Source organism: Methanocella arvoryzae MRE50, assembly GCF_000063445.1.
GTDB lineage: Archaea > Halobacteriota > Methanocellia > Methanocellales > Methanocellaceae > Methanocella_A > Methanocella_A arvoryzae.
Genome location: NC_009464.1, coordinates 304,427 through 329,737 on the forward strand (window position 1 = coordinate 304,427; position 25,311 = coordinate 329,737).

The 25,311-nt window shown below is 50.4% G+C and carries 19 protein-coding genes, 2 tRNA genes and 1 pseudogene; 14 read left to right on the forward strand and 8 right to left on the reverse strand.

Translation table 11 applies throughout. The features are described from left to right. Positions 1 to 11: 11 nt before the first annotated feature. Positions 12 to 1,718 carry an ATP-dependent DNA ligase gene (locus tag RCI_RS01525; protein WP_012034623.1) on the forward strand — a complete coding sequence of 569 codons (1,707 nt, stop codon included), beginning with the start codon at positions 12 to 14 and terminating at the stop codon, positions 1,716 to 1,718. A gap of 663 nt (positions 1,719 to 2,381) precedes the next feature. Further along, positions 2,382 to 2,531 carry a hypothetical protein gene (locus RCI_RS16845; RefSeq protein WP_158308846.1) on the forward strand — a complete coding sequence of 50 codons (150 nt, stop codon included), beginning with the start codon at positions 2,382 to 2,384 and terminating at the stop codon, positions 2,529 to 2,531. Between the two features lie 57 nt (positions 2,532 to 2,588). On the opposite strand, the gene pheT is transcribed toward RCI_RS16845, so the two are convergent. Together pheT and RCI_RS01535 are read right to left on the reverse strand one after the other, a co-directional pair. Next, positions 2,589 to 4,250, reverse strand: a complete 1,662-nt coding sequence (pheT, locus tag RCI_RS01530) for a phenylalanine--tRNA ligase subunit beta (RefSeq protein ID WP_012034625.1) — start codon at positions 4,248 to 4,250, stop codon at positions 2,589 to 2,591. Positions 4,251 to 5,052: 802 nt separating this feature from the next. Continuing rightward, the gene (locus RCI_RS01535) at positions 5,053 to 5,295 is read right to left on the reverse strand and encodes a hypothetical protein (protein ID WP_048197819.1); all 243 of its coding nucleotides are present in this window, start codon (positions 5,293 to 5,295) and stop codon (positions 5,053 to 5,055) included. A 737-nt stretch (positions 5,296 to 6,032) separates the two neighbouring features. Between RCI_RS01535 and RCI_RS16535 the strand changes: the two genes are divergently transcribed. Continuing rightward, the gene (locus RCI_RS16535) at positions 6,033 to 6,866 is read left to right on the forward strand and encodes a hypothetical protein (RefSeq protein WP_148266478.1); all 834 of its coding nucleotides are present in this window, start codon (positions 6,033 to 6,035) and stop codon (positions 6,864 to 6,866) included. A 41-nt stretch (positions 6,867 to 6,907) separates the two neighbouring features. On the opposite strand, the gene RCI_RS01545 is transcribed toward RCI_RS16535, so the two are convergent. From RCI_RS01545 to RCI_RS01555, 3 genes are read right to left on the reverse strand one after another with little or no spacing between them, the layout of a single operon-like run. Beyond that, a complete protein-coding gene (locus RCI_RS01545; protein WP_012034629.1) occupies positions 6,908 to 8,116 on the reverse strand; it encodes a tyrosine-type recombinase/integrase in 1,209 nt (402 codons plus the stop codon). Between the two features lie 55 nt (positions 8,117 to 8,171). Further along, positions 8,172 to 9,659 carry a phenylalanine--tRNA ligase subunit alpha gene (gene pheS / locus RCI_RS01550; protein WP_012034630.1) on the reverse strand — a complete coding sequence of 496 codons (1,488 nt, stop codon included), beginning with the start codon at positions 9,657 to 9,659 and terminating at the stop codon, positions 8,172 to 8,174. 33 nt (positions 9,660 to 9,692) lie between these two features. Next, positions 9,693 to 10,949 carry a tryptophan--tRNA ligase gene (locus tag RCI_RS01555; RefSeq protein WP_012034631.1) on the reverse strand — a complete coding sequence of 419 codons (1,257 nt, stop codon included), beginning with the start codon at positions 10,947 to 10,949 and terminating at the stop codon, positions 9,693 to 9,695. 209 nt (positions 10,950 to 11,158) lie between these two features. On the opposite strand from RCI_RS01555, the gene RCI_RS01560 reads away from it, so the two are divergent. After that, on the forward strand, positions 11,159 to 11,599 hold the full coding sequence (locus RCI_RS01560; protein ID WP_012034632.1) for a GNAT family N-acetyltransferase: 441 nt from the start codon (positions 11,159 to 11,161) through the stop codon (positions 11,597 to 11,599). Further along, complete coding sequence (locus tag RCI_RS01565; protein WP_012034633.1) at positions 11,600 to 12,550, forward strand: DUF2156 domain-containing protein; 951 nt, start codon at positions 11,600 to 11,602, stop codon at positions 12,548 to 12,550. It begins immediately after the preceding gene. A 31-nt stretch (positions 12,551 to 12,581) separates the two neighbouring features. On the opposite strand, the gene endA is transcribed toward RCI_RS01565, so the two are convergent. The 3 genes from endA to RCI_RS01580 form a co-directional block, all read right to left on the reverse strand. Then, positions 12,582 to 13,643 (reverse strand): tRNA-intron lyase, encoded by a 1,062-nt coding sequence (endA, locus tag RCI_RS01570; RefSeq protein ID WP_012034634.1) that lies wholly within the window; start codon positions 13,641 to 13,643, stop codon positions 12,582 to 12,584. Positions 13,644 to 13,897: 254 nt separating this feature from the next. Beyond that, positions 13,898 to 14,845: a diphthamide biosynthesis enzyme Dph2 gene (gene dph2, locus RCI_RS01575; RefSeq protein ID WP_012034635.1), complete on the reverse strand. Its 948-nt coding sequence runs from the start codon at positions 14,843 to 14,845 to the stop codon at positions 13,898 to 13,900. Positions 14,846 to 15,453: 608 nt separating this feature from the next. Next, positions 15,454 to 15,762, reverse strand: coding sequence for a hypothetical protein (locus RCI_RS01580; protein ID WP_231844904.1), 309 nt, complete (start codon positions 15,760 to 15,762; stop codon positions 15,454 to 15,456). Between the two features lie 512 nt (positions 15,763 to 16,274). Between RCI_RS01580 and RCI_RS01585 the strand changes: the two genes are divergently transcribed. The 9 genes and pseudogenes from RCI_RS01585 (at position 16,275) to RCI_RS01620 (ending at position 25,131) form a co-directional block, all read left to right on the forward strand. Continuing rightward, a tRNA-Thr gene (locus tag RCI_RS01585) sits at positions 16,275 to 16,351 on the forward strand. A gap of 139 nt (positions 16,352 to 16,490) precedes the next feature. Continuing rightward, positions 16,491 to 16,564, forward strand: a tRNA-Thr gene (locus RCI_RS01590). Between the two features lie 876 nt (positions 16,565 to 17,440). Further along, positions 17,441 to 17,515: pseudogene (locus RCI_RS17600) on the forward strand (DUF7000 family protein); the annotation flags it as partial. A 143-nt stretch (positions 17,516 to 17,658) separates the two neighbouring features. After that, positions 17,659 to 20,892 carry a putative Ig domain-containing protein gene (locus tag RCI_RS01595; protein WP_012034636.1) on the forward strand — a complete coding sequence of 1,078 codons (3,234 nt, stop codon included), beginning with the start codon at positions 17,659 to 17,661 and terminating at the stop codon, positions 20,890 to 20,892. Positions 20,893 to 21,195: 303 nt separating this feature from the next. Next, positions 21,196 to 21,750: a helix-turn-helix domain-containing protein gene (locus RCI_RS01600; RefSeq protein WP_012034637.1), complete on the forward strand. Its 555-nt coding sequence runs from the start codon at positions 21,196 to 21,198 to the stop codon at positions 21,748 to 21,750. 17 nt (positions 21,751 to 21,767) lie between these two features. Continuing rightward, the gene (locus tag RCI_RS01605; RefSeq protein ID WP_048197829.1) at positions 21,768 to 23,435 is read left to right on the forward strand and encodes an AMP-binding protein; all 1,668 of its coding nucleotides are present in this window, start codon (positions 21,768 to 21,770) and stop codon (positions 23,433 to 23,435) included. A 131-nt stretch (positions 23,436 to 23,566) separates the two neighbouring features. Continuing rightward, the gene (locus RCI_RS01610; RefSeq protein ID WP_048197830.1) at positions 23,567 to 24,130 is read left to right on the forward strand and encodes a hypothetical protein; all 564 of its coding nucleotides are present in this window, start codon (positions 23,567 to 23,569) and stop codon (positions 24,128 to 24,130) included. Between the two features lie 79 nt (positions 24,131 to 24,209). After that, positions 24,210 to 24,581 carry a carboxymuconolactone decarboxylase family protein gene (locus tag RCI_RS01615; protein ID WP_012034640.1) on the forward strand — a complete coding sequence of 124 codons (372 nt, stop codon included), beginning with the start codon at positions 24,210 to 24,212 and terminating at the stop codon, positions 24,579 to 24,581. Beyond that, positions 24,538 to 25,131, forward strand: coding sequence for a GNAT family N-acetyltransferase (locus RCI_RS01620; RefSeq protein ID WP_081477259.1), 594 nt, complete (start codon positions 24,538 to 24,540; stop codon positions 25,129 to 25,131). The genes RCI_RS01615 and RCI_RS01620 overlap by 44 nt, the downstream gene beginning before the upstream one ends. Positions 25,132 to 25,311: the final 180 nt, after the last annotated feature.

The following is a 25,311-nucleotide window of genomic DNA, read 5'->3' on the forward strand; positions in this document are numbered from 1 at the left end:
AAGTGGTCACGATGCTATTCAAGGAGCTTGTTAGCCTGTATGAGAGCCTGCGTAGTACTTCCAGCAGGCTAGAAAAGACGGCAATGATCGCAGCATTTTTACAGCAGGCGCCTGTCGATGAGCTTCCTGTGATCGTCACATTTCTGACCGGCCGGATCTTCCCGGAGTGGGATCAGCGGAAGATCGGCATTGCCAGCCAGTCGATGATCAAGATCATCTCGACGATCACTCATAATCCCGAAGATGCCGTCGTCGAGAGCTACAAGAAAACTGGCCATTTGGGGGTTACAGCGGAGGAGATGTTTCAGAAGCGGAGGCAGGTCACCTTTTTCGAGCCGGAGGATATAACGGTCAAAGAAGTGGCTGAGACGTTCTACGAGATCGCCAGGTCTTCGGGGGCTGGCTCCTCCGCTAAGAAGCAGAAGATACTCATAGGCCTCCTGCACCGTGCCACAACTCCAAAAGAAGCCCACTATATTGTCAGCCTGACCATCGAGTACGTGCTTTCGGGCGCCAAGGAAGGCGTGATGGAGGACGCCATAGGGCAGGCATTCGGGGCCACGCTTGATCAGGTACGCCGGGCTCACATGCTGACCAGCGATCTGGGCGAGACCGCCCGCATTGCCAAAACAGAGGGAGCAGCGGGCCTGGAGGCGATCACTATAAGGCCGATGAGGCCTGTGCGGCCTATGCTTGCCCAGAACGTTTCGAGCATACGTGAAGCGCTGGACACGATGGGAGGCGTCGCCGAGTTCGAGATGAAGTACGACGGGGCGAGGCTGCAGATACACAAGGTCGGCAAAGATGTAAAGCTATACTCCCGCAGGCTGGAAGACCTGACCGATGCGCTGCCAGAAATCGTCGGCTATGTCAGGGAGAGCGTGAAGTCCGATACTGCCATCCTCGACAGCGAATGCATAGCTATCGATAAGGATACGGGCCGGCCAATTCCTTTCCAGAATATCCTGACCAGGCTGCGGCGCATACACAAGGTGGAGGAAACCCAGAAACAGTTCCCCCTGATCTTGCGGCCTTTTGATGTTCTCTTTAACCAGGGTCAGAGTACTATCGATCTGCCCCTGCGGGAACGCAGGAAGATACTGGAAGAGATCGTCATTGCAACAGACAGCGTTATCCAGCCTGCCAGGGCACTGGTCACTGACCAGGAAGAAAAAGCTCAGGAACTGTTTGAGGAGTCTGTGAAAAGCGGCAACGAAGGCTTGATGGGCAAGGACTTGAACGCAACTTATACCCCAGGCGTCAGAGGTAAGAAGATGGTCAAGATCAAGTCTGTGCTCGACACTTTAGACCTGGCCATCGTCTCAGCGGAATGGGGCCACGGCAGAAAAGCAGGCTGGCTTACGTCTTTTGAAGTAGCTGCACTGGATGAGGAGACCGGCGATTACGTCATACTGGGCAGAGTAGCCAGCGGCTTCTCTGATGAGCAACTGATTGAGATGACGGAAAAGCTGAAGCCGCTCATCACGGGCGAGCACGGCCGCATCGTCGACGTCCGGCCAGAGATTATCGTCGAGGTCAAGTTCGAGGAGATCCAGAAAAGTCCCATATACAGCAGTGGCTATGCGCTGCGCTTCCCAAGGCTGGTCCGGGTCAGAGACGACCTGAGCCCTGAAGAAGTCAACAGCTTCACCAGGGTCATGAACATCTATAACGTTCAGCAGCGGTATAGCATCTCGGAAAACGGTTTAAGAAAATAGACATTAAAAAGAGGGAAAGTGGTGGGTAATTTACCACCACAGACCGCCAAGGCCACAGCAGCCGAGACCGCCCCAGCCAAGACCGCCCCAGCCAAGACCGCCAAGGCCCCAGCCAAGACCGCCCCAGCCAAGACCCAGACCCCAGCCTAAGCCTCTACCGAAGCCCCAGCCCCACCATGCTGCTGCGGGGAGCATTGTCAATGCAGTCGCAACTGCAGCAGTTCCTGCTACAACCAGTTTCCTGAACATAGAATTCCTCCTTCGCAGTGAACTTGGGGTAACAAGTGTTCAAAGTTACTGACTGATTTGCTGAAAGAATGTGGATGCCAACCATAATATTAATTGTAAACCCATATCGTACGGAAAATTAGGAATAATGGGATTATTTTTGTTGTTTTTACGGTGATATCTCCGGGCGATTGTAGCTCTACATGAAGATTAAGATGTCCGCACCACTTGCCGGATGGATGTACGTAAGACAATAATCGGCATGCAGCAAGTGCATTTCGTGTATAATATTCCGTATCTCAGGTAATGTCCGTGAAAAGCCACGCTCTAATCGTCACAAGTATATCAGCCCGTCGGCTAACCCGCTGGCTGAAAGAGACTATTCCGCTTTCACGCTGCCACAGGTACTTATCTGCATGTCTTATATTGGCGACTATGCAAGTCTTTCGTGAAAAGCCCCGGACTACCATCGAGATCAGCGTCCGAAAATCCCGTGAGATGGATGCCGCCAACGAAAAGGCAGCGATCATAGACCCTCATGCACGTTTCCTGCCGCTGGACGACTGCGAGATGGACGACTACTGATCATAATAAAATAAAAAGCGCTGCCCGCCTTTTATTTCAGGGCAGCAGCGCTGCCGCCTACTTCAGGGCAGCGATCTCCATTTCAAAGGCCGCAACAGGCATTTCTATACCCCAGCTCTTGAGGACTACGGGACTGAGCTCGCCGATGATGCCGACCTTTTTGTCCCCAATCCTTACCTCGGCACAACGGCCGGGGATGAAGGAGGGGTGTTCCGCCGCAACGGTCTTGAGCTCGTCAAGCTTGCCGAAATTCGCGCACAGCGACTGCAGCTTCACTTTGATCTCGTTGAACCCGGCTTTAGCATAGCACAGAGTACAGGCGACATGGTCAATTTCTTTGACGCCGGTGTTCTCAGCGCTGTCCAGATGAGCGACGGTGCCTACCTCAAAGATATTCTGCGGGTAGTCCCTGTGCAGGTTGTTGGAGAGCACGATCATTAGCGATGGTATCAAAGACGTCCTGACGATGTTGTACTGCTCTGCGTAGGGGTTGGAGATCTCGACGGCCGTACCGTCATCCGGGAGGTTCATCTTCCCGAAGACCTCGTCCTTGCCGATCAGGATGAAGTTGAAAGTATCCTGGCAGCCCAGGCCGATCATGGTGTTCCGGATGGCATCGCCGAGCTTCGTAGCTTCTGTCAGCTTGCCCACTGAAGGCGTGTTCGGGTACGACGGAGTGATGTTGTTGTAGCCGAAAGCCCTGCCCACGTCATCTACTACGTCCCTCTTATGCAGGATGTCAGCGCGGTATGGCGGCACTTCGACGATCAGGTAATCGCTCCCGGTTTCGGCCACTTTGAAGCCCATGCGCTCCAGCAGGGCCTTTATGTCAGGGGCAGTCAGCTCGAGGCCGAGGACACGGTTGACGTAGTCGACCTCTATGTCGATGTTGCGGACGTTAAAGTCAGGCCTGTGCAGCGTCTCGTCCGGATACACGACGTCTATACTGTAGATGGAAGCACCCCTGAGATCCAGAGAGTACAGGACGATGTTGAGCATGTAGTCGATAGTCCGCAGGTCCTCGCCAGTCAGCTCGATGAGCAGATCATGAGTATTCAGAGTTACCTCGGTGCGCTTCGAGTTAATGATGGGAGGGAACGAGAAAATACCCTCGTCGTCGGTGATGATCGGCATCAGATTCTTGCCTTCCAGCACGTACCGGTAGTCGATGCCTTTCGGGTGTCTGGCCAGGACATCGGAGAGCGTCATAAGCTCATCGCTCTGCAGCGGCACGAACTTGACACTGTCCCCCGGCACTGCCCGGTAGTGAATCTCCCTGCCTTTGATCTTCGACAGATCGTGAACGCCGACTGCGCCCTTCTTCCGCTTGCGACCGAATGTGCCGTGCAGCTTTTCCTGCAGGTGCATCAGAGACTTTATCGACTCGTCGGTGAACTGCACGTTCCTGACGATGGCGCCGGTGACGTACGGCCTGACAGGCTCGACTTCCCGGTTGACGATCAGCTTGTAGCCGGAGGGCTGGAGCTTCGGGATTCTAAAGCCTGTTTCGATGCTATAGTAAGCCCGGAGCATCCTGGCGATGCCCTCTTCCGAGAGCAGGTCAGCACGGTCGCTGGTCACCTCGAAGGTGACTTCGTCGCCCTGGATGTCTTCGGTCTCGCTGCCGAGCTCGAACATGACTTCCCGGACCTTGTCCAGGCTGAGATCGATGCCGATGAGCTTGACGAGATCTGGATAGTTGAGGGTTACTGTTGCCATACGACATTACACGCCCAGTGTTACAGTTGCTTTTTCAGCTTCCACTTTTATAAAAGTCTGCCCAAAAAAAGCGCCGCCTACGGCGGGTGCTCGCTGCGCTGCGCATTTCGCGAACTGCGCGAAATCACAAAGTCCCATACAAGAAGCTTGAAAACGCTGTACATCTAGACACATACATGCTTGAAAATGCTGTAATACAATATTAAACCTACGGACTACAACATAAGGTTATGTTAATACTTATTCAAACCCCCACAGCCATTCTTGTAACAGCATATTAGGAATCTGACCAATCTTTTTATATACACATCATTGCAAATAAATAGCTATGAAACGCCTTCGTTATAATGATAAAGTACGAGTAATCGGTCGAATCATTGGCGAAGAGAGAACCGTTGAATTTATACTAAAATGTAAAAAAGCAGAATCGATTAAAACGAATAAAAAATAATAACATCAAGTGAACGTTGCAACACGTTCCCTCTCCGGCCTTCCATGCTCCTCGCAGCACTCAAAACAAAAGTACGATACCGTACCCTTCCGCTCTAAAGCCACGGCCTTCTCAGTCTGCTTATCGCAGATTTTACACTTCATCGTTTTTCCCTTCCCGTTTTTATCGGTGCTACGCCCAGGCCGGGCATGCCGCCCTGGGCTCCGCCCCGCTACTTATTGCGCCTTATCGCCCCGTCCATCTCATACACCCGAGTACAATACCACGATACGCAGTAGTGTTCCCCGGTGATAGGGTCAACAAAACCATAAGCACAATCCCGGCAAACATACGGTATTGCCGGCAAAGCCATCAGACAGCCTCTTCAACAGCAAGCTCATCAACAAACTTCTGAAACTTCTCATCACCCTTGTAAGCATTCATCAGCTTAACAATCAGAGACGCAGGCATCTTAACCGGAAACTTGCCAAGACCAGTAATCTTTATACACTTCGAAGTCTCGACATTCTCACCAGTTTTAGACGATACAAACTTGTACGCCGGGTGACACTCAATATTGCCACCAAGATACTGTATTGTGTGTTTAAATTCCATGTTTTTCCTCTTGGGCTTTCTGCGCCCGCCCCGTACTTAGCAATTTAACTTATTTAATCGTTTTCTAGGAAACAGAGACTAATATATTGTCCTTTTTCCATTTGGAGCCTGTATAATCGTCCATTGTCAAACCAATTAATTCCACATTGGTTAAGAAGTGTTTGCACAGAATAGGGTCGGCGTTCGAAAACCGAGAAGCCTTAATACACCAAAAAGCGCTTAACGGTTTTGCGGGAAGGAAGTACAACGGCGAAAGGCTATACCCTAAGTTTATTTGTGGCAGCAAAGCTGCCACGCTCCACGCCGCAAACGGGGCGGCGTTCCGCACTAGGGTATACCCTTCCGCCGTTCTACGTACTTCCTTCCCCCAAAACCTACGCTTTTCGGTGTTTAAGGCTTTCGGCTTTCGCCCGCCTTGCAAAAGAAGTTGTATCGGAGAGCGTAGCAGGGCGGGAAGGAAATACAAGCGGCTCAGGCTGCCCCTTGTTTATATAAATATATTAATATGTGTATTCATATTTGTGATTAGTTAATCGAAATCACTTTCTGACCAACAATTAATTTTCGCAGCATTATTTGTTATCCCAATACGATTATTGTAGATTCTTGCTACCATATTGTAAATTGGGTGGTTATATATACTATTGGTTAAGTATTAATGGGTATTGTTGGAGGCATCTTAGTTGAAAGTGTCTTTTAGATATATATCTATATTTATTGTAGTCTTATCAGCTATAATGATAACTGGTTGTACAGGTTCACAAGTGGTTAGTTCAAATAGCGATACACAACCGAGTCAACAACACCCAATATATCAACAATTGACTACACCTACACCTACACAAGCCCCTACAGTAGATCCAACAATCGCTTTAAGACAAAATGCTTTAAGTGATTATCAGTCGAAAATTAGTATAGTCTCCATAGAACAACAATCTTTAGATAATTATGTAAATACACCATACACATACGTTGATCTTAATGATTATAAAACGTGGATTGATAACTACAATATAAAAGCATCATCGTATCAACAAAAATGTTACGATGCGATATCATCTGGAAACATTTATCTCCAATATTTAACAGTAGGAAATGACGAGTATAATAGAGTAAAACAAAATGAAGCTACTTTTTCTAGCAACATTCAAATATATAATAATAATTACAACCAATTTATATCAGACTACAATAAGAAAAAGGCAACAAATGATGCATATAATAATTATGAATCTAAATTACGTGTTGTACAATCCACATCTCAAGACTTACAAGATTATGTAAATTCATCAACAATATTTTCTGCCCTTAGTAGTAGCTATATAGAAGGTTTTAATACAAAAGTTACTGCTTACGCCACAGCTTGTGATAACGCTGTTTATGCAGGCCAAGAATATCAGAAATTTTTAGACCCAGGAAGTACAGCATATAACCAAGTTTCAAGTATCAATACCGAATTAACAAATTCAGCAGCCGAATTGAGGAAGACAAACGAAGAAGTCCAGAAAGACAGCTCGTATTTGTCTGCGTTAACATCATTAATAAAAATTCTTCCGATGTTAGCCGTATGAACCACATTTTAAATTAAAAACAAATATTTTTTTAGTAAAAATTATTCAAGTAGTTGTGTTAACTTCTCCAGCTTCCCCGGCTGCTTCAACAACTTCAATATCTGCCTGTCGGCTTCGGTTATCTCTTCCCTAAGCTCAGCCACGCCCTCTTTAAGCGACCGCCCGCACTTCGGACAATAATTAGCCAGGGAATCGCTAACCATCCCGCAAACGCATTTTTGCGGCTTAGTCATCGGCTTAGTCTCCACTTTCAACGATAAACCGGCCTTAGTCTTAATCTCATTCTGAATATCGCTATCAGCAAGCTTAACGTAAACCTCAAACATTTGAGTCTCGACTTTCTGCCACATCATCTTTTTAATGATGCTCTCTTTATACCCCTCTTTAATCATATTGGTAATACGAGAAGCCCGGAACAAATGTGGAGATAATGGCTTTTTCGTACCCGATGCCGCTATCAACTTTTCTAACAGAAACTGCACAGTCCGGTAAGATAACGGCTCTCCAACATATCCGTTACTGTGAACCCTAAACACGAAATCGCTTTCTGTCGCCTCTGGCATATCGTTCCTTAACTGTATCAGGTAAGGAACAGAAGCAACGACATACGGGTATCTATAACCGCCGACTTTCTCATCTTCAATTTGCGCCCGGCAATCCGTATCTGTAAAGGTTAAGTCCTTCCAGGTAACCCGCCCAATTTCGCCCACTCTCGCCCCCGACTCATACATAAACATGATTAACGCCCGGTCACGGGAATTATCACAGAGCTTAACGAACTGCTCTATTTCTTCAGGTGTCAATATGTCCTGTGGCTGGAATTTGCCTTTAACAACCTTGGGCGGCTTTATCTTTTTCATCTCTTTAGTCGGTATCTCTGCTATGATGCCCTGCTCGCCCATGTAATTAACAAACGGCATAACATGCTGCATTATCTTTTTCCGGGTATTATCCGTGTAAGCTTTTCCGCTAATGTCTCCGCCATTTCGCAGCTTCAAAATACCGAGCTTTAACGCTGTTATGTTCAACTGGTTATAGTCAACTTCAAGAAATCGCCGGAACTGCGTTAATGATGTCGCAATCAGGGATGCCGTACTATCCCTGATTTCACCGTTCGACATCTTATCAATGATGTACGTTTTAATGATGCCCGCTTCGGTCTGGTTTATCATCCCGTCAGCGAGCCGTTTTGTTAAAACAACCTCGTATGTATATGCATCGTTTTTAGGGCGGAAACGCTTGTTTATCATATACTATTATAGGCGTCCATCCTGGATAAATGTTTGCAACTGATACACTGGTCGTTTACTGTTGCCATACAACGGGCACGCTCCTGAGGAAGTTTATATCGCATAGAGGACCATGTAGGTCTCTGATATCAGTGTAGCCGTAATTGATCATCATGAGCCGTTCCAGCGCGAGGCCCCACGCCACTACAGTGCTGTTGATACCGTAGGGCTCCATCATCTCCTCCCGGAACATGCCGGAGTTGCCCACTTCTATCCAGCGGCCCGTCTTGGGATGGCGGCCGTAGATTTCGAGGCTGGGCTCGGTGTACGGGTTGTACGTCGGCTTGAACTTGAGCACGGTAATGCCCATACGAGAGTAGAACTCCTTGAAAGTTCCCATGAGCTCTTTCATACTGAGGTTGTCGTCCATGATCCACCCTTCGATCTGGCAGAATTCCAGCAGGTGGGTGACGTCGATAGTGTCGTTCCTGAAGACCTGGCTCACCGAGAAGTACTTCTGGGGCGGCTTCGAGTGCTTTGCGAGGTACCGGGCCGTGAGAGATGTCGTATGGCCCCGGAGCACCAGCTTTCGGGCAATAGTCTCGTCCCACTCGTAGTTCCAGCCCAGAGAGCCGGAGCTGCCTCCGTCCCGGTGAACTCTCCTGACACGCTCCACGAGATTCTGGGGCAGGCTATGAATGTATTTCGGCTCTTTCAGGTTGAACTGATCCCAGTGAGTCCTCGCAGGGTGGTCCTGGGGCATGAATAAGAGGTCGTTGACGTAGAACTCCGCGTCGACCATGGGCCCTTCCATTTCCTTGAAGCCCATTTCGATGAGAGTTCTCTTGACAGCGTCCATACCCATGCGCAGAATGTGCTTTCTGCCGCCGTACTCGGTCTGGACAGGAAGGCTCACGTCGAACTTGCGGAAAGTCTTGCCCTGCCAGGAGCCGGTGGCGATCATCTCGGGGGTGAGCTGGGCGATCTCTTCGGTGATCTCAATGCCGGCCTGCTTGACTGCGAGGCCGGAGTCAGTGATCTTGACAAACTTAGTCTTAGTCTCCCTGAGCTCGATCAGGTTTCTCTTGAGGAGATCCTTGATCACCTTGGCATCGAAGCCTTTCTGGGACTCGCCATTCGAGATCGCGGCGAGCATTTTCTCATCGGCAGAGGCATCTGCTTTCTGCGGAAGAAGGAACATGTCGCCGTCTTTCTTTTCGAATTTGGCCCAGCCCTTCTGCCTGAGCCAGCCCATGGCGATGTTCACCGTTGCGGGCGGGAACTGCTTCTTGAGATCGTTCAGTGTGATACCGTCTGCCGGGAGGGCATCATGAATCACCCGTTCGGGAAGCCCTTCGGCCGCATATTTTCTGCCTTCGTCGGTCAGGACGTATTCTGACTCGACCTCGTCTCTCAGAGTCGCCAGCCCTTTTTCGGCCAGCATGGCGGCGCCCTGCACTGCAGCCTCAGGCTTGAGGCCTGCAGCGGATGCCAGATCCTTTGCCGTGACCTCTTTCAGGTCAAGCGACCGGAGGACCAGCCGCTCGTTGATAGAAAGATCCATAAGTTACACTACCCTCTTTCTTGGTTGAACCGATCACTTGAACTCTTTACACTTCTTCACGGAGATCTGCTCGCCTTCTTTGGCGCTGCAGTACTCCTTCATCGTCTTCATCAGTTTCGCTACTTCTTTCTTGTCCTGCGGCCGCTTCAGCTTATCGTAGACTGCGCTGTAGTCGCTGACTATGAAGTCCTGGACTTTGTCCCTGGCCGCTTCCCTCTTCTCCTGGTGCTTCTCCAGGAACTTAACTACACGATCGGCGAGCTCCTGCTTGCATTCGCCGCACATGATCTCGCCCCGGACGCACTTCTGCTCCCGCTGGTCAAGCTTTTCCTGGTCCATTTCGAACAGGTAATAGTAATACTGGAAGATGGCGCAGACGCTAGGCGTGCCGCCCAGCCTCTTCTGCTCTTCGATAGAAACCCGGCCGCCCGTGAATGCGCTTAGCACCTTTTTCCTCGCCACCTTCAGGTCGTCGACCGTGTAGATGGTCGATTCCGGCTTCGAGGCGGACATCTTGTCCGAACCGGAGAGGCTCGGCAGGAAGGTGCAGTGGATTGCCGCGGGCTTGTAATAGCCCAGCTTAGGCGCAATGTCCCTCGTAACCCGGAAGTGCGGGTCCTGGTCGATGGCCTGCGGAATGAGCACCGGGATGTTCTTGCCAGCCTCAACCGATGGCAGAAAAGCCGGCGCCGACTGGAACGAGGTGATGAAGATCATGCCGATGTTGGTACTGTTGTCGAAGCCGAACACGGCCCTGGCCGTGCTGAAAGTGACTCGCTTCGCCACTTCCATGGCAATGCGGTACAGAGTCTTAGAATACTCGAGATCCGAGAAGATCTTCGTCTTCTTCGGGTCGAAGCCCAGGGCGATGACGTCCAGCGCATTCTCATAAGTATAGGACATCGCTTCTTTCATCGACAGTTCCGGCTTGAACAGGAACTTCTCGTCGTCCGTCATCTGGAAGTACAGCGGGGCGTCGAACTTGTCCTGCAGGTACTTCGTGAACATCCAGGGCATCAGGTGGCCTAAGTGCGTGTGGCCGGACGGGCCTCTGCCGGTGTACAGGACGAACTTTTCTCCCGCCTCGTACCGGTCCAGCAGCCACTTCAGGTCGCGGTGAGAGAAGAAGACCTTACGCTGCAAAGCCATCGGCAATTCGTCGCCGGTCAGCCGCTTCCACCGGTCCAGTAACTCGGCGTCGATCGGCTCAGTGCCGAAGTCCTCGATCAACTTCTTGTAATCGATAGTTCCGCTCACGTCCCAGGGTGTGACAGTAAAATCCTGATTCATCATCATCTTCCGTTTGGATTAAGAGGAAAGCGCTAAATGTAGCCATACAAGACAGGCGCTTTGCCCGAAATACACAACGCAGATAACTACTTTAATTTACATTAATGTTACTGTGACAACGGACGAGAAGCAGTAAAGCCAGTAGATATTCACGCCCAGGCCGGGCTGGAGAGAAGGGCTTTAAACATTCACTTAAATTTATTTTAGACATGAGCCCTGAAACCAGCTTATCATACGATATAGAGATACGCCATGTCGAAGCCCGGGATGTATCGGAGATCGCAGATCTCTACAGAGCGGGCGGCTGGTGGCAGGAAGCCTGGGACACGGAAGGAATCACTCCGCTGATCAAGGGCAGCAGCGCCTTTGTCGTGGCCATTGACAGAAAAACATCCCGGGCGATAGGCATGGGAAGGCTCATATCAGACGACGTTTCGGACGGCTATATCCAGGACGTAGTCGTCTACCCTCAGTATAGAAAAAGCGGGATCGGAGGCAGGATCGTCTCTGCGCTTGTAGCCTCTGGCAAAAGCAAAGGCCTCGGCTGGATCGGCCTCATCGCCCAGCCCGGCTCGGAGCTTTTTTACACTGAGCTCGGCTTCCAGCCCATGAAAGGGCATACCCCCATGCTGTACAAAGGAGGCGATTAAATGCTGTCCTTAGACGATTTCAAGCCCGTCACGTTAGACGATGCTGACTTTTTCCGGCAGTACTATTCCAGATATCCGCAGGTCCACAGTGACAACACATTCACCAATATGACCTGCTGGAACCACTATGCCAATTATAGCTATGCTAAAGTAGATGATAACGTCATTCTCGCCAGCACTATCGACGGGGTCACAAAATTCCGGCCGCCTATCGGCCCTTACAATCCCGACCTCACCAGAGACCTGGTCAGCCTCGCCGCAGAGACGGGCGAGGAGGAGCCTATCATCCTCATCGATCCCGCCTCTGCCAGCCTGATATCGTACGTGTACCCGGACATGGAGATGAGCCTGGATAGAGACCAGTCAGAATACGTCTACCGGGCAACCGACCTTGCCGAACTGCAGGGCAGAGACTACCTGTACATTCGCAGGGACCTCAACAAATTCAGGCGAAACCACTCGCACAGAGTAGAGCCGATCACGGCGGCAAACGCAGCGCACGTCAAGGATTTCCTCGATCAGTGGTTCGCCGCCAGGAACCCCGAAGACAGCGGGATGATCAGCCACGAGAAAAAGGCCATAATGTACGGTCTCGATCACATGGCAGAACTGGGACTGTCCGGGCTGGCTATCAAAGTAGACGGCCGGATCGGCGCAATCTCGATGTACGAGCGCCTGAACGGCGATACCGCGCTGGTGCATTTCGAGAAAGGGCTCCAGGACTACCCGGGCATCTACAAGGCGATCAACGCTGAAACAGCCGCCCTTCTCGGGAAAGAGTTCACCTACATCAACCGTGAGAGCGACATGGGCGTGCCGGGGCTGCGGGAAGCAAAAATGCGGTACCACCCGCACCATATGGTGGAAGTATATTCGGTTGTCAGGCCTAAAGATCACTGCATGTTACAGTATACTGAGAAATGCAAATGCTGCAGCGGCTGCTGTGGCTAAAGAATCCGGGATAAGGGAAAAATTTACTTTTTTACAGCTTGATCCGGCCCAGGCTGAAGTACTGTATCCCACTCCGGTCAAAGGCAAAGACCATGTCCTTACGGACGCTATTGGCGAGCCGGATAGATCTAGATAAATCCTGCATCTGATAGACGTGGTCGTTTTCCACATAGCCGACCAGATATTTAGAGTGAGGGATCTTCTCGATGGTTTCGATCTTTTCATAGACTCGGAAATCACTGCCGAACTTGAACCCTGTCTTTGCCACGAGGCCTTTGTCCCTGAGATCGGTATACGTCTTAAGCTTGCCCACGAAAGAGGACTCGATCTGCAGCGCCTTTGCGGTGAAGTCGTCCGGGGTCATGATACGGCCTTCGTAATCCGTGACTTCTAGCTTGCCCCGCATGATCAGGTAGGCTGCCTCGACCAGCGAGAGCTGTAACCTTCGGTCGTCCATCGGATTACCGTAGAAACCATCCTGGTGCAGGCGAGTCGATACTTCGGTGTCCCAGATGACGACCCGGTCCTGCAGGAACGTGGCCGAGCCGGGCACCGGAGTTAACTGGACAGGCTCCATGCCGCCTTTTAGCACGTTGAACTTGACACCATAGTAGGTGATGTCGCTCTCCTCATCCACGATGGCGAGGACCATCTCTTTCCGGACGTTCAGGGCTGCCTGCAAATTGCTGATCAGCTGCTGCAGCGGCATCGGCTTGCGCTCTGTAACGACATGGACGAAGTACTTTGATGGCGCTACGTTGGGCTTGCCACCTCTCGGATAGACCCTGAAGTCAGTCACACTGGGCTGCACGTAGTAGCCCCGCTCCCGTAAATCTCTGTAGACGATGTACTTGAGCTCGAAGTACTCCTGCGCCTGAGATGCGGCGATGAAAAAGTCCCTGAACGAAAGCGATCTGCCCTCCTGGTCCACGCTGATGCGCTCCCGGTCCAGCAGGTAAGCCGCTTCCACCAGTGCCAGCTCCAGCGTCTCGCCTTTCAGGCGGCCGTAGTACTGGGCGTTGTACAGCTCGGCTACCGCCTCGCCGCCAAAGATCACTTTATCGCCTTTCAGGACTCCCTTCATGCTATCCATTGCGCCTTAGTTATTGGCCATAATATAAAAAGATTGAGCAGGGATTAAGATCATTTCAGGCATTGTCCGGGCAGTCAGGTACCGTTTACACAAAGTACACAAGGTACACGAAGTACACGAAGTTTTACGATAAGATCATATTACGGCATGCCGCTTTTACTATACTTAGTGTACCTTGTGTACTTCGTGTACTTCGTGTAAATGGTACGGGCACCCATAATAGAGATTTATAGAATGGCAATAATAGAACCTGGTCACTCGCCCTTGATCTCATCGAACGCCAGGTCTTCCCACTTGCGCAGCCCTTTGACGATGTCGAACTCCACGGGCGTCAAAACTGGCACGCCGAACCGCCCGGCGTCGTCGATGGCTACCCGGGGGCAGACCGTGGATACGTAGGCGTCGACCTTAAAAGATAGCAACCGGTCTGGCGTTATCTCTCGGATGGAGATTAGTGTAGCGTCGCCGGCGGTCTCTTTGATCCGGCGGGCGAGTTCGAGCCGTTTCTGACCGGTTTTTGTGCCGATGATGATGCCCCACTTTTTGGCGTCCATCGCTTTAGCCATGAGAGCGTACCGCTGCCTCATGATCTTTTCGACGTCGACCTTTCGGGCTTCGCCGGTAAAGGGGTCTGCTGCGATGACCGGGACTCCGGTGCTCAGCTGGGCGCCCATCGGGTGGAAGTTGCCGCTGCCTACATACAGGACTGTGTCCACGCCTGCCGGTGTGGCGCTGAAGTTGCAGCCCAGCAGCTGGCCGGGGTACGTGATCCGGGAGTCGCCTCTGGCGATCACCGGAGTCTTCCCCGCCTCGATAAGCAGCTGTTCCATCCTCTTGAGCATGTGGATGTGCTGGACAGTGGTGACGATGCCGACTTTCTGCCCGAGCAGCGGCAGAGCGTTCCTGATGGCCGTGTCAACCTCGACTTCGTGATGGTACTCGATGAAGACGATACGATCGTCGTCCATCAGCCGGGAGTGCCCGAAATGGAACAGGACGTCGACCATGTCCAGCAGGCTGTCGTCGATGTCGCAGGCGCCGTAGCACGGATCGCCGGATACGATTACGAGAGCGCCAGTCCTGGCCTCCACGTCTTTCGCAATGCCCGGGCCCTGCCTCTTCAGGCCCTCGGGAAACTGGAGCCCGATAGTCTTCGCCTTACGCTCCTCTATAATGCGGACAATACCGTCGACGTCGATCATAAACGGTTTTAGTTATGCATCCTTTTACTATATAGCTGCCGAGACGTGGGGAACAATATCTGAGTAGCCAGTATTTCCGGGCTCGTTGGTTTGAAGTTGCTATCTGCCCAGTGCTCTGCCGTTGCATGGACTCTCGTGGGTAGCACAAAGACACAAAAATCATTTTTTAGATGGACACGAAATGCCCGAAAGCTCTAAGTTCACGGCTAAACCGCGAATTGCACTAAGACACCGGTTAAAGCTCGAAGGCCACTAATACACGGCTTTAAAACACGAACAAGTTCCGCTAAAAGACGAAGACACCAAGTTAAAACAAACAACCATTTCGCCTTACCCCTGCCATGACGACTGCTACCTTACGGCTGTGCACCATAGTATTATAATAAAAAATAGGTTATATCTGCTATTGTTATAAGGCCGCCAGTCCCGCCAAGAGGCCAAGCAGTCTCATTATGAATAATGGGATATTCAGGTAAAGGCTATGAAAAATTGAAAGTTGGCCCTGTATAGGTCGAAAATACCGCCAAGAGCGCCAAGAAGCCAAGCTCGCCAAGAGCTATTTTTTCATGGAACGCCAAGGACTTTGTGATCAGTATCAGAAGATATCGCTAAAAATCTTGGCGTACTTGGCTCCTTGGCGTGCCTGGCGGTATTTTCGACTCACACAGGGCAAACATTAAATTTTTCATACTCTTACTTGAAAATACCCTTTCATCCACGAGTCTTTCCTGAAACATTTTTGACAGTTCCTTTGCTATGATATTCGCCTGTTGAATACCTGCGAATGCAGGCATTCTCAAGGCGATTCTCGACAGCCGATTTTCCCCCTCGTTCCTCTGGCCCCTCACCTTCCCCCTCTCAGACCTCCTGACCTCCCTGACCTCCCAGTTTGAAAAGTCTCCCTGATCTCCCGGCACTCCCCAATCTCCCATTTTCCATGGTACGGATACGCAAGCCGGATGACAACGACATAATCAGGATACCGTTAAACGATGGCAACTGCTTGTTCAACCGTGTTTTAGTTTGGTGTCTTCGAGCATTCGCGGAACTTGTTCGTATTTTAAGACCGTGCCCTTTGTGCATTATGTCGATTAATTGTGATTTCGTGCAGTTCGCGTTTTAGCCGTGTACCTTAGAGCCTTAGAGTTTTAGTGTCCCTCTAAAAAAGTAGTTTAGTGTTTTCGTGCTACGCACGCAAGCCCAAACAACAGTGTAACACTGGACCACCCAATGCACTATAAGAAATGCGATATGGGCTGCATAGAACGACCTTAGATCTGGTAGAATAGTAAATCGGACGACACGGGCGGGTTGTCGCTCAACCCATTTTATGATTGGCGCTAAAAATTCGGCAATATAGCAATTTTTCAGAATTTTTATATGGCATTTGTTTTATAAAAGTATGCTAAACAAGGTATTGCAAGTAGAAGCCCCTGTGGCTCAGTTGGCTAGAGCGGCTGACATGTAATCAGCAGTGCGGTAGTTCAAATCTATCCGGGGGCTCCATATTATCCAACAAATACAGCAATTTGGCAGCCAGCATGTGACGGCAGGCGTGGGGTATGTCTGCCGCCATGTGATTGTAAGATCATGGTCACGCGCAAAATATTAATACAGCAATCGACATTTTATTCTCGCTTACAATGCCTCTGTGGCTTAGCCCGGTATAGCGGCTGACTTGTAATCAGCAGGTCGCGAGTTCAAATCTCGCCGGAGGCTCTTTTTACTTTTAAAATCAAATTTATTGTCTATTTGCTAAAATGGTTCTGTTTCGAAGTGTAGATGTAATAATACAAATTTATACGTATTTGGCATTACATGCTGACTCGTACGATTCTTTAGATACATTAATTCCGAACAGTATAAACGTTTTAGTACTTATACCCATGATGCAAAATAAGTGATATTAGCTAAGCATCCTTTGAACTAATAGAAATTATTTATATAATGGTTAGTTCAATGATGTTAATGCGATAATATGAATGAAAAAACTCGCAAGATTTTTATGGGTATTTGTTTTCTCCTGATGGGGATAAGCTTTGTAGGCATTACAATTTTGGAAAAGACAATTATTACCTGGGATTTGCATACAGCATTTTATATATTCCGCTTTACAATTGGTATTATCTCAGTTATAGCGAGTGGTTACATATTATTACCAATTATATATTATATGCTAATAAAAAGATCGTCGTAGTCTATGCGATTCAATATATGGGGACAGAGTTCCAACTAAAAACTATTTTTCCATTTCCGTATTATTGTACGTCGCTCGGTTGTTGTGTTTATTATATTACCTATCTGATCCACGCCATGCCCTTCGTAGCGTCATGCCATAGATTACCTCATGCATGTCCATATACGGTCAAGGAGAGAGCCGCGATCTTTTAACGTGGCCGTACTTTTGCCCTTGCCCTACTCGGTGTCGTCGCAACCCATAATACGCCGGCCTGCTTTACACCCCTACACCCGGTCCCCGCTCATAAATTGATATTTTCGAGCATAGAACTCACCCACCTCCGGGGCACAGTCCATCGTTTAAAGGTTGCAACTTAGCCCGCTCCATCTAAAGTCTAAAAATATACCTGCAAGTTCGAGGTCTGGCCATTGGCTTCCAACAGGCAGATCCAGGCGAAATATTGGATACTCTTCAAGGAAAGCGGCTGGTAAAAGAACCACATGCCAGCGATAGGAAAAGGCGTTGATTCAATGGTCGAGTATACGCTTATCCACTAACCGATAGTATTATTAACACATAACCTGGAAACATTAGATAATTTACCCAGCAATGCCAGTTAAATAAGAGGTTTAGAATGATACACGGTGGATGCCTCAGGCTATCGAACATTTCTCTGGTCGCTATTCTAATACTGATCTTTTCAATCACTATAGTTGCAGATACTGCAAATGCCTCACCGAACGCCTATATACCTACAAGAGACAACACCGTTGTAGTACTTGATGCGTATTATGGCACCTATATTTATACGATACCGGTAGGTATCGACCCCAGGGGCATAGCTGTAAGCCCTGACGGGTTAACAGCATATGTGGCCAATTATGGTAGCGGCACGGTTTCGGTGATCGACACCACATCCAAGACAGTTAAAGCAAACGTTACAGTAGGAGCCAATCCATATGGCGTTGCGATTAATGGCGATGGATCAAGAGTGTATGTGACAAATTATGGCAGCGGTACAGTATCGGTGATTTCGACGACAGGCAACCAGGTCACTGCCACTATACCAGTAGGTTTAAATCCTGTAGGTGTGGTTGTATCCCCGGATGGAACGAGAGTATATGTAGCAAATTCAGGAACAAATACTGTTTCTATTATCAGTACGGCGGATAATTCAGTTACCGATAGATTAGTGGGTACTGCCCCCAGAGGAATAGCGATAACCCCCAACGGGTTAAAAGTGTACGTAGCAAATTATGGTAGCTCCACCGTTTCGGTCATAAATACCGTTAGTGATACTGTTGCACCAATACCAATATATGTAGGAGAAAACCCTACAGGCGTTACCGTAGCCACTAACGGCCGCTGGGCTTACGTGACAAATCCGAAAGAGAATACTGTTTCAGCAATCGATACTGTAACTGATTTTGAAGAACAAGAACATACTATACCTGTAGGAACCGGCCCCGCGGGTATAGCGAAAGTCCCTGGCGAAAACAGTGTATTTGTGGTGAACACCGGGAGCAACAGTATTACGATCATCGATACTAATAGCAATTCAGTCAGGCATCATTTTAGCATAGGTACCACGCCGTCCGCCTTCGGCGAGTTTATAGGTATCTCGCATAACCAGGCTCCTGTGCTGAGCACGATCGGTGACAAAGTCGTGAATGAACTGGAACCCTTAGCGTTCAACGCTTCAGCCACAGACTCCGACGTACCGGCTCAGACGCTGTACTATTACCTCACTGGCAGTGTCCCGACAGGTGCCAGTATACACCCGGCTACCGGCGAATTCTTCTGGACACCCACAGAAGCCCATGGGCCCGGCGCATACACGTTTACCATCGTAGTATCGGATGGTATGTCTTTTGACAGCGAGACAATTAACGTCACGGTCAATGAAGTCAACCAGGCCCCCGTTCTGGCTGAGATAGGCAATAAAGCAGTGAACGAAGAAGCTACGCTCTCATTTACGGCAACCGCAGTAGATACAGACATGCCGGCCAACAATTTAACTTACTCACTGGTAAACGCCCCTGCAGGTGCAAGTATCGACCAGTCTTCCGGTGTCTTCACCTGGACACCCACAGAAGCCCAGGGACCCGGCACCTACACGTTCACAGTATGCGTATCCGACGGCTCTCTGGCTGATACAGAGGACATCATGGTTACGGTAGATGAGGTAAATACCGCCCCAGTACTTGCCATAATTGGTGGAAAGACTGTAGATGAAGGGACCGCTTTAGCCTTTACTGTCAGCGCATCCGATTCGGACCTGCCAGCCCAGGCCCTGACCTTTTCGCTCGCCGGAGCCCCCACAGGAGCGAGCATAGATGAGACGACGGGAGCATTCACGTGGACACCGACCGAAGCCCAGGGTCCAAACTCGTATACGTTTGATATCGTAGTCTCTGATGGCCTCGTGGCGGATAGCGAGACGATCACTGTTACAGTAAACGAGGTCAACGCCGATCCCGTACTGTCAGGAGTGCCGGCATCGCTTTCCTGCGATGAGCTGACTGCCTGTACGTTCACAGCTTCCGCCACAGACTCAGACATGCCGGCCCAAACAGTGACGTTCTCGTTGTCCGGCGCCCCGGCGGGAGCGAGCATAAACGCCGGGACAGGCGCGTTCACCTGGACACCCACAGAGGCCCAGGGACCTGGCAGTTACACATTTAGCGTGGTAGCATCCGATGGCGTAACGACCGACAGCCAGAGCATCACGATCACGGTTAACGAGGTTAACGTAGCCCCGGTGCTCGGCGCCATCGGCGATCAGACGGTGAACGAAGGGGAGGCTTTAACATTCACGGCTTCAGCCACAGACTCCGACCTGCCCGCCCAGACCCTGATCTTCTCGCTGTCCGGCGCCCCGGCAGGAGCAAGCATAGACATGAATACAGGAGTATTCACCTGGATGCCGAACGAAGCCCAGGGACCCGACTCCTACACGTTTAACGTCGTCGTATCAGATGGGCTGCATACGGATAGCGAGGAGATCACTGTCACCGTAAACGAAGTAAACCAGGCACCAGTGCTCAACGTGATAAGCGATTGGACGACGAATGAAGAGACACTGCTAACATTCACGGCGACCGCATCTGATCCTGACTTGCCGGCTCAAACGCTGAGTTTCAGCCTCGCCGGCAGTGTTCCGGCAGGAGCGGCGATAGACTCTGCGGGGACTTTCACCTGGACACCGACAGAGGCCCAGGGACCCGGCAGCTACACCTTTGAGGTAGTAGTCTCGGATGGCCTGGCTACCGACAGCCAGGAGATCACGATCACAGTAAATGAGGTTCTGAAATACCTGAACGTCTCCTCGAACCAGTCCAGTCTTATTGTAGGCCGTCAGACCGCAGTCCTGTTTACAGTAACCTCCGCGGATTTGCCGGTCGAAGGAGCTACAATCACTCTGACCGGCAACGCCACAGGTACAGGATTGACAGGCTCTTCGGGCACTGCAGTGATAATCGTAAATTCTAGTTCAGCAGGCAGTATTACCATAACAGTGAGCAAGGCAGGATATGAAACCGAAATTGCAACCCTGAAGGCCATTGTTCCTCTGCCAGCCTCCGGCGGCAGGCCTGTAACTATCAGTATGGATGAGATGTACACCCGGCCGACACCGACTCCCATACCGACGGTGACACCAATCGCAACAGCGACTCCGGTGTCTACTGTTACACCTACGTCAGAAACGGTAATTACCCCGGCTCCGGCGGTCAACTCGACCCCTACAGCATCTTCGGCTCCCGGCAGCCAGGCACTGCCGGTCGGCCCGATCGTCTGGGTCCATTCAATTGCTATTACCGCCGCCGGAATTCTGGTAGCCTGGTATTTACTGGTGTGGAAAAAATAGTACCGTTTAGCGGATACGTTATCCGCTAAAACTCTTTTTTATTTGCTTTTAGGTATTGCAGCCTCACGTATAGCGTATTAACATGTGTCACTTTTCTGACTGTCTTAATTCGCAAATTTTAATACCCTTGCCACACTATGACATACTGGTTATCAATAAACGATAGCCTGCACAGTCGTGATAAAACTTTCAATCAATCTATAATGATTAGAGCAGCAACCTTAAATCAGGTGAAAGTATACAGATTATCGGATATCAGTTAATATCAGTTGTCAAGTCACCAGTTACAGAGAAGGTAAACTCATGCAGGAACGAATCAAGGAAGTGGCCGCCCGGATAAAGGAGCTCAGGGAAATCCTGGACATCAGCCAGGAAAGCATGGCTTCCGATCTCCGGATAAGTCAGGATACTTACCGCAGGTACGAGAACGGCGAAGAGGATATTCCAGCGAGCATCCTCTACGAGATCTCGAGAAAGCTGGGTGTCGAGATGAGCATTCTCCTCACGGGCGAAGCCCCCAGGATGCACTATTTCACCGTGACCAGAAAAGGGCAGGGAGTAAGTGTCGAGCGGAGGAAGCAGTACAAGTACCAGAACCTCGCAGCCAACTTTATAAACAAGAAGGCCGAGCCTTTCATCGTCACGGTAGAGCCGAAGCCCGAAAGCACTCCGGTGCATACCAATTCTCACCCGGGGCAGGAGTTCAACCTGATTCTCGAGGGAAGCCTTAAACTATTCATCAAAGACCACGAGATCGTCCTCGAAGAAGGCGACTCCATCTATTTCGACTCAAGCTGCGATCACGCCATGGTAGCGCTGAATAACAAGCCTGCCAGATTTCTCGCCATCATAATGTGAGGTATAGAGGTAAAAAAATGTCATTGTTACACAAGTTCCTGGACAGGACCGAATTCAATTCTTACGAAGATTTCAGACAGAACCTCAAGATCAAAGTCCCTGAAAACTTCAACTTCGCCTATGATGTCGTAGACGTCTACGCCAGAGAGAGCCCCGACAAGATCGCCCTCGTCTGGTGCGACGACTTCGGCGGAGAGAAGATCATCAGCTTCTCCGAAATGAAGCTGATGAGCGACAGGGCAGCCAATCTGTTCAAGAGCATCGGGATCAGAAAGGGCGACGCGGTCATGTTAGCCCTCAAGGGCAGGTATGAATGGTGGCCCATCATGCTCGCGCTCCACAGGATCGGTGCGATCGCCATCCCTGCCACCCACATGCTCACGACTAAAGATATCGTGTACAGGCTAAAGCTCGCCGATATCAAGATGATGATAGCGGCAGAGGACAAATACCTCGTTCCGGCAGTCGACGCTGCCCAGAAAGAGTGCCCGGACATCCTTAAGTATAAAGTGGTTGTGAACGGCAATCATCCCGGCTGGATCGACTTTGATACAGAGGTAGAGAAGGCTGGTGATCACTTCGAGCGGCCGACCGGCGAAGAGGCCACGAAGAATGAGGACATCTCTATCCTGTACTTCACCTCGGGAACTACCGGCATGCCCAAGATGGTGGTGCACGACTTCGCCTACCCGCTGGGGCATATCCTCACGGCAAAGTACTGGCAGAACGTCATGGACAACGGCCTCCACTACACGGTGGCAGATACCGGGTGGGCAAAGGCAGTCTGGGGCAAAATATACGGCCAGTGGATAGCAGGCACGGCCGTATTCGCCTACGACTACGAGCAGTTCAACCCTGTGAACCTGCTGGAGATGAACCAGAAATACAAGGTCACCACTTTCTGTGCCCCGCCCACAATCTACAGGTTCCTCATCAACGAGGACATGTCGAAGTACGACTTCTCCCACCTCAAGTACTGTGTGGTAGCAGGCGAGCCCCTCAACCCGGAGGTATATAACAAGTGGCTTAAGCTCACCGGCATCCGGCTGATGGAAGGCTACGGACAGACTGAAATGACGGTCTCGATCGCCACCTACCCGTGGATGAATCCCAAGCCCGGTTCCATGGGCAAGCCCTCCCCGGGCTACAATATCGTCCTCCTCAACGCGCTGGGTAAACCATGCGAAGTCGGAGAAGAAGGCGAGATCGTCATCGATACCAGCAAAGGGATGCCAGTGGGCCTGTTCAAAGGCTACTACCGCGACGAGGCGCGGACGAAGTCCATCTGGAACAATGGCCTCTATTATACAGGCGACATGGCCTGGATGGATGAAGACGGCTACATGTGGTTCGTCGGCAGGTCTGACGACGTCATCAAGAGCTCCGGCTACAGAATCGGCCCCTTCGAAGTCGAAAGTGCCCTAATCCAGCACCCGGCGGTCGTGGAGTGCGCGATCACGGCAGTGCCCGACGAAATCAGGGGACAGGTCGTCAAGGCTACAGTCGTCCTTAAAAAGGGCTACGACCCATGTGACGCCCTGAAGAAAGAGCTCCAGGACCACGTGAAGAAGGTCACAGCGCCTTACAAGTACCCCAGGATCGTCGAGTTCGTCCCCGCCCTGCCCAAGACTATCAGCGGCAAAATCCGCAGGGTGGAGATCAGGGACAAGGATAAGGCAGCTTAACAATGCAGATGGAAAACAGGCAAATGTAGAGCCGGAGTTTTCAAAGGCTCTACAATACTTTTTCTTTAATTGCCTGCCGAACAGTAGCTATTTAATTGTTTGTAATAAATCATACTAATGCAGGTTTTACCATGGTTATTAAAAAAGAAGTCATATTTACAATCGCATTTACTGGCCTGCTGTGCTTTGCAGCAGGTATGCTGACGGGCGTGATCATATTCTCCGGCGATACTCAGGACCAGGATACGGGACTGTTATTAATGGCGGGTGGGGACGTCTCGCAAGGCGGGGTCAGGACAAACGGAGGTACGTTGACCGGGAACATCAGCGCAGTCGGGCGGTGGGCTGATACGGAGATTATGAATGATGGTACTCTTTATACAATATATCGAATTTTTGATAAGGATAACACAATGACTATAGAAGGCAGAAGTGCGTCTTATAGGAAGTACTGGCATGCCAGAGTAATCGGTGAAGATACCGAATATAATAATTATCCGCCGGTCTACTACCGAAATGAAAAGTTGACGAGCGTTTATGCGATCTGGATAACCAGTACAGCTGACGAAGACTACTCGAAAAAGTATCCTGACTTCGTCATCGTAGATGATATGATGTACGCGTTAGAAGTGGTACCGAGTACATACAAACTCAATACATATGGTATGGGAGGATATAGAATTGGAGATAGATAAGACTGAGATGCGAGCTTTAACCTTCGGATACCGGAATTCTAATACGAACTGAATTGCATGGGGATATGCGGAGAATAGCATGGAGAAAGATCGGTACGAGCGCGGCAGATCGCTGCTCATGGACATCAATGCAAACAATGCCGAAAAGCTGGTAGAATCCCTCAAAGACGTTGCGCCAGACATGCACAGGTACGTCTTCGAGTTCGCGTACGGGGACATCTACAGCAGGCCGGGGCTTGACGTAAAGACCAGAGAACTGGCCACTGTGGCTGCGCTGACAGCGATGGGCCACCTCCCCCAATTGAAGTCACACATAGACGCCGCCCTCAACACGGGCTGGACTAAAGAGGAGATCGTAGAGGTCATCATGCAAATGGCCGTATACGCAGGATTCCCGGCGGCGCTGAATGCATTATCTGCTGCGGACGAGGTCTTCAAGAGAAGGCAGTGAGATGCACGAGCCCAGGATTCGTACTTCCAGGCTGGAGCTGATCGCTGCCACCGTCGAGCTGATCAGAGCTGAGATGGCCGATCGAGACCGATTTTCAAAGTTGCTGCAAGCCCGGGTGCCCGGTGAAGAGGAAGACGAAGCCTGGCCCCCGGAAAACATCCGTGACGTCATCGGCCTGTTCTCCGCTTACCTCGAGCGGGAACCCGATATGGCCGGCTGGCTCAACTGGTACTGGGTGCTGGTCGACGATAGGACAGATCGGAGAATTTTAATAGGCAACGGCGGCTTCACCTCCAGACCGGTCAACGGCACCGTAGCCATCGGCTATTCAGTATTAAGGCAATACCAGGGCAGAGGCTATGCGACAGAAGCTGTCGCAGCGCTGGTACAGTGGGCGTTTGAGCATACAGAGGTCGACCGCATAATCGCCGAGGTCGTTAACGATAATGTCCGTTCTGTAAGGGTATTAGAGAAAAACAGCTTCCACCTTGTTGGAAAAGGGTCGGAAGAAGGCACCAGCCGCTACGAGCTAAACCGTTTTAGTTTTTAAATCTTTCAGGGCTCTGCGATTCAACTAGACGAACGCTGTGCTGTGCCTTATTTGATTGTATAGGATACCCGAGACTACATATCGAACGCTGCGCTGTGCTAATCCTCACAGATGCCACAGATTCTGATTGATTCCACAGATTTCTCTGCTGAATCCACAGATTACTACACAATATCACAG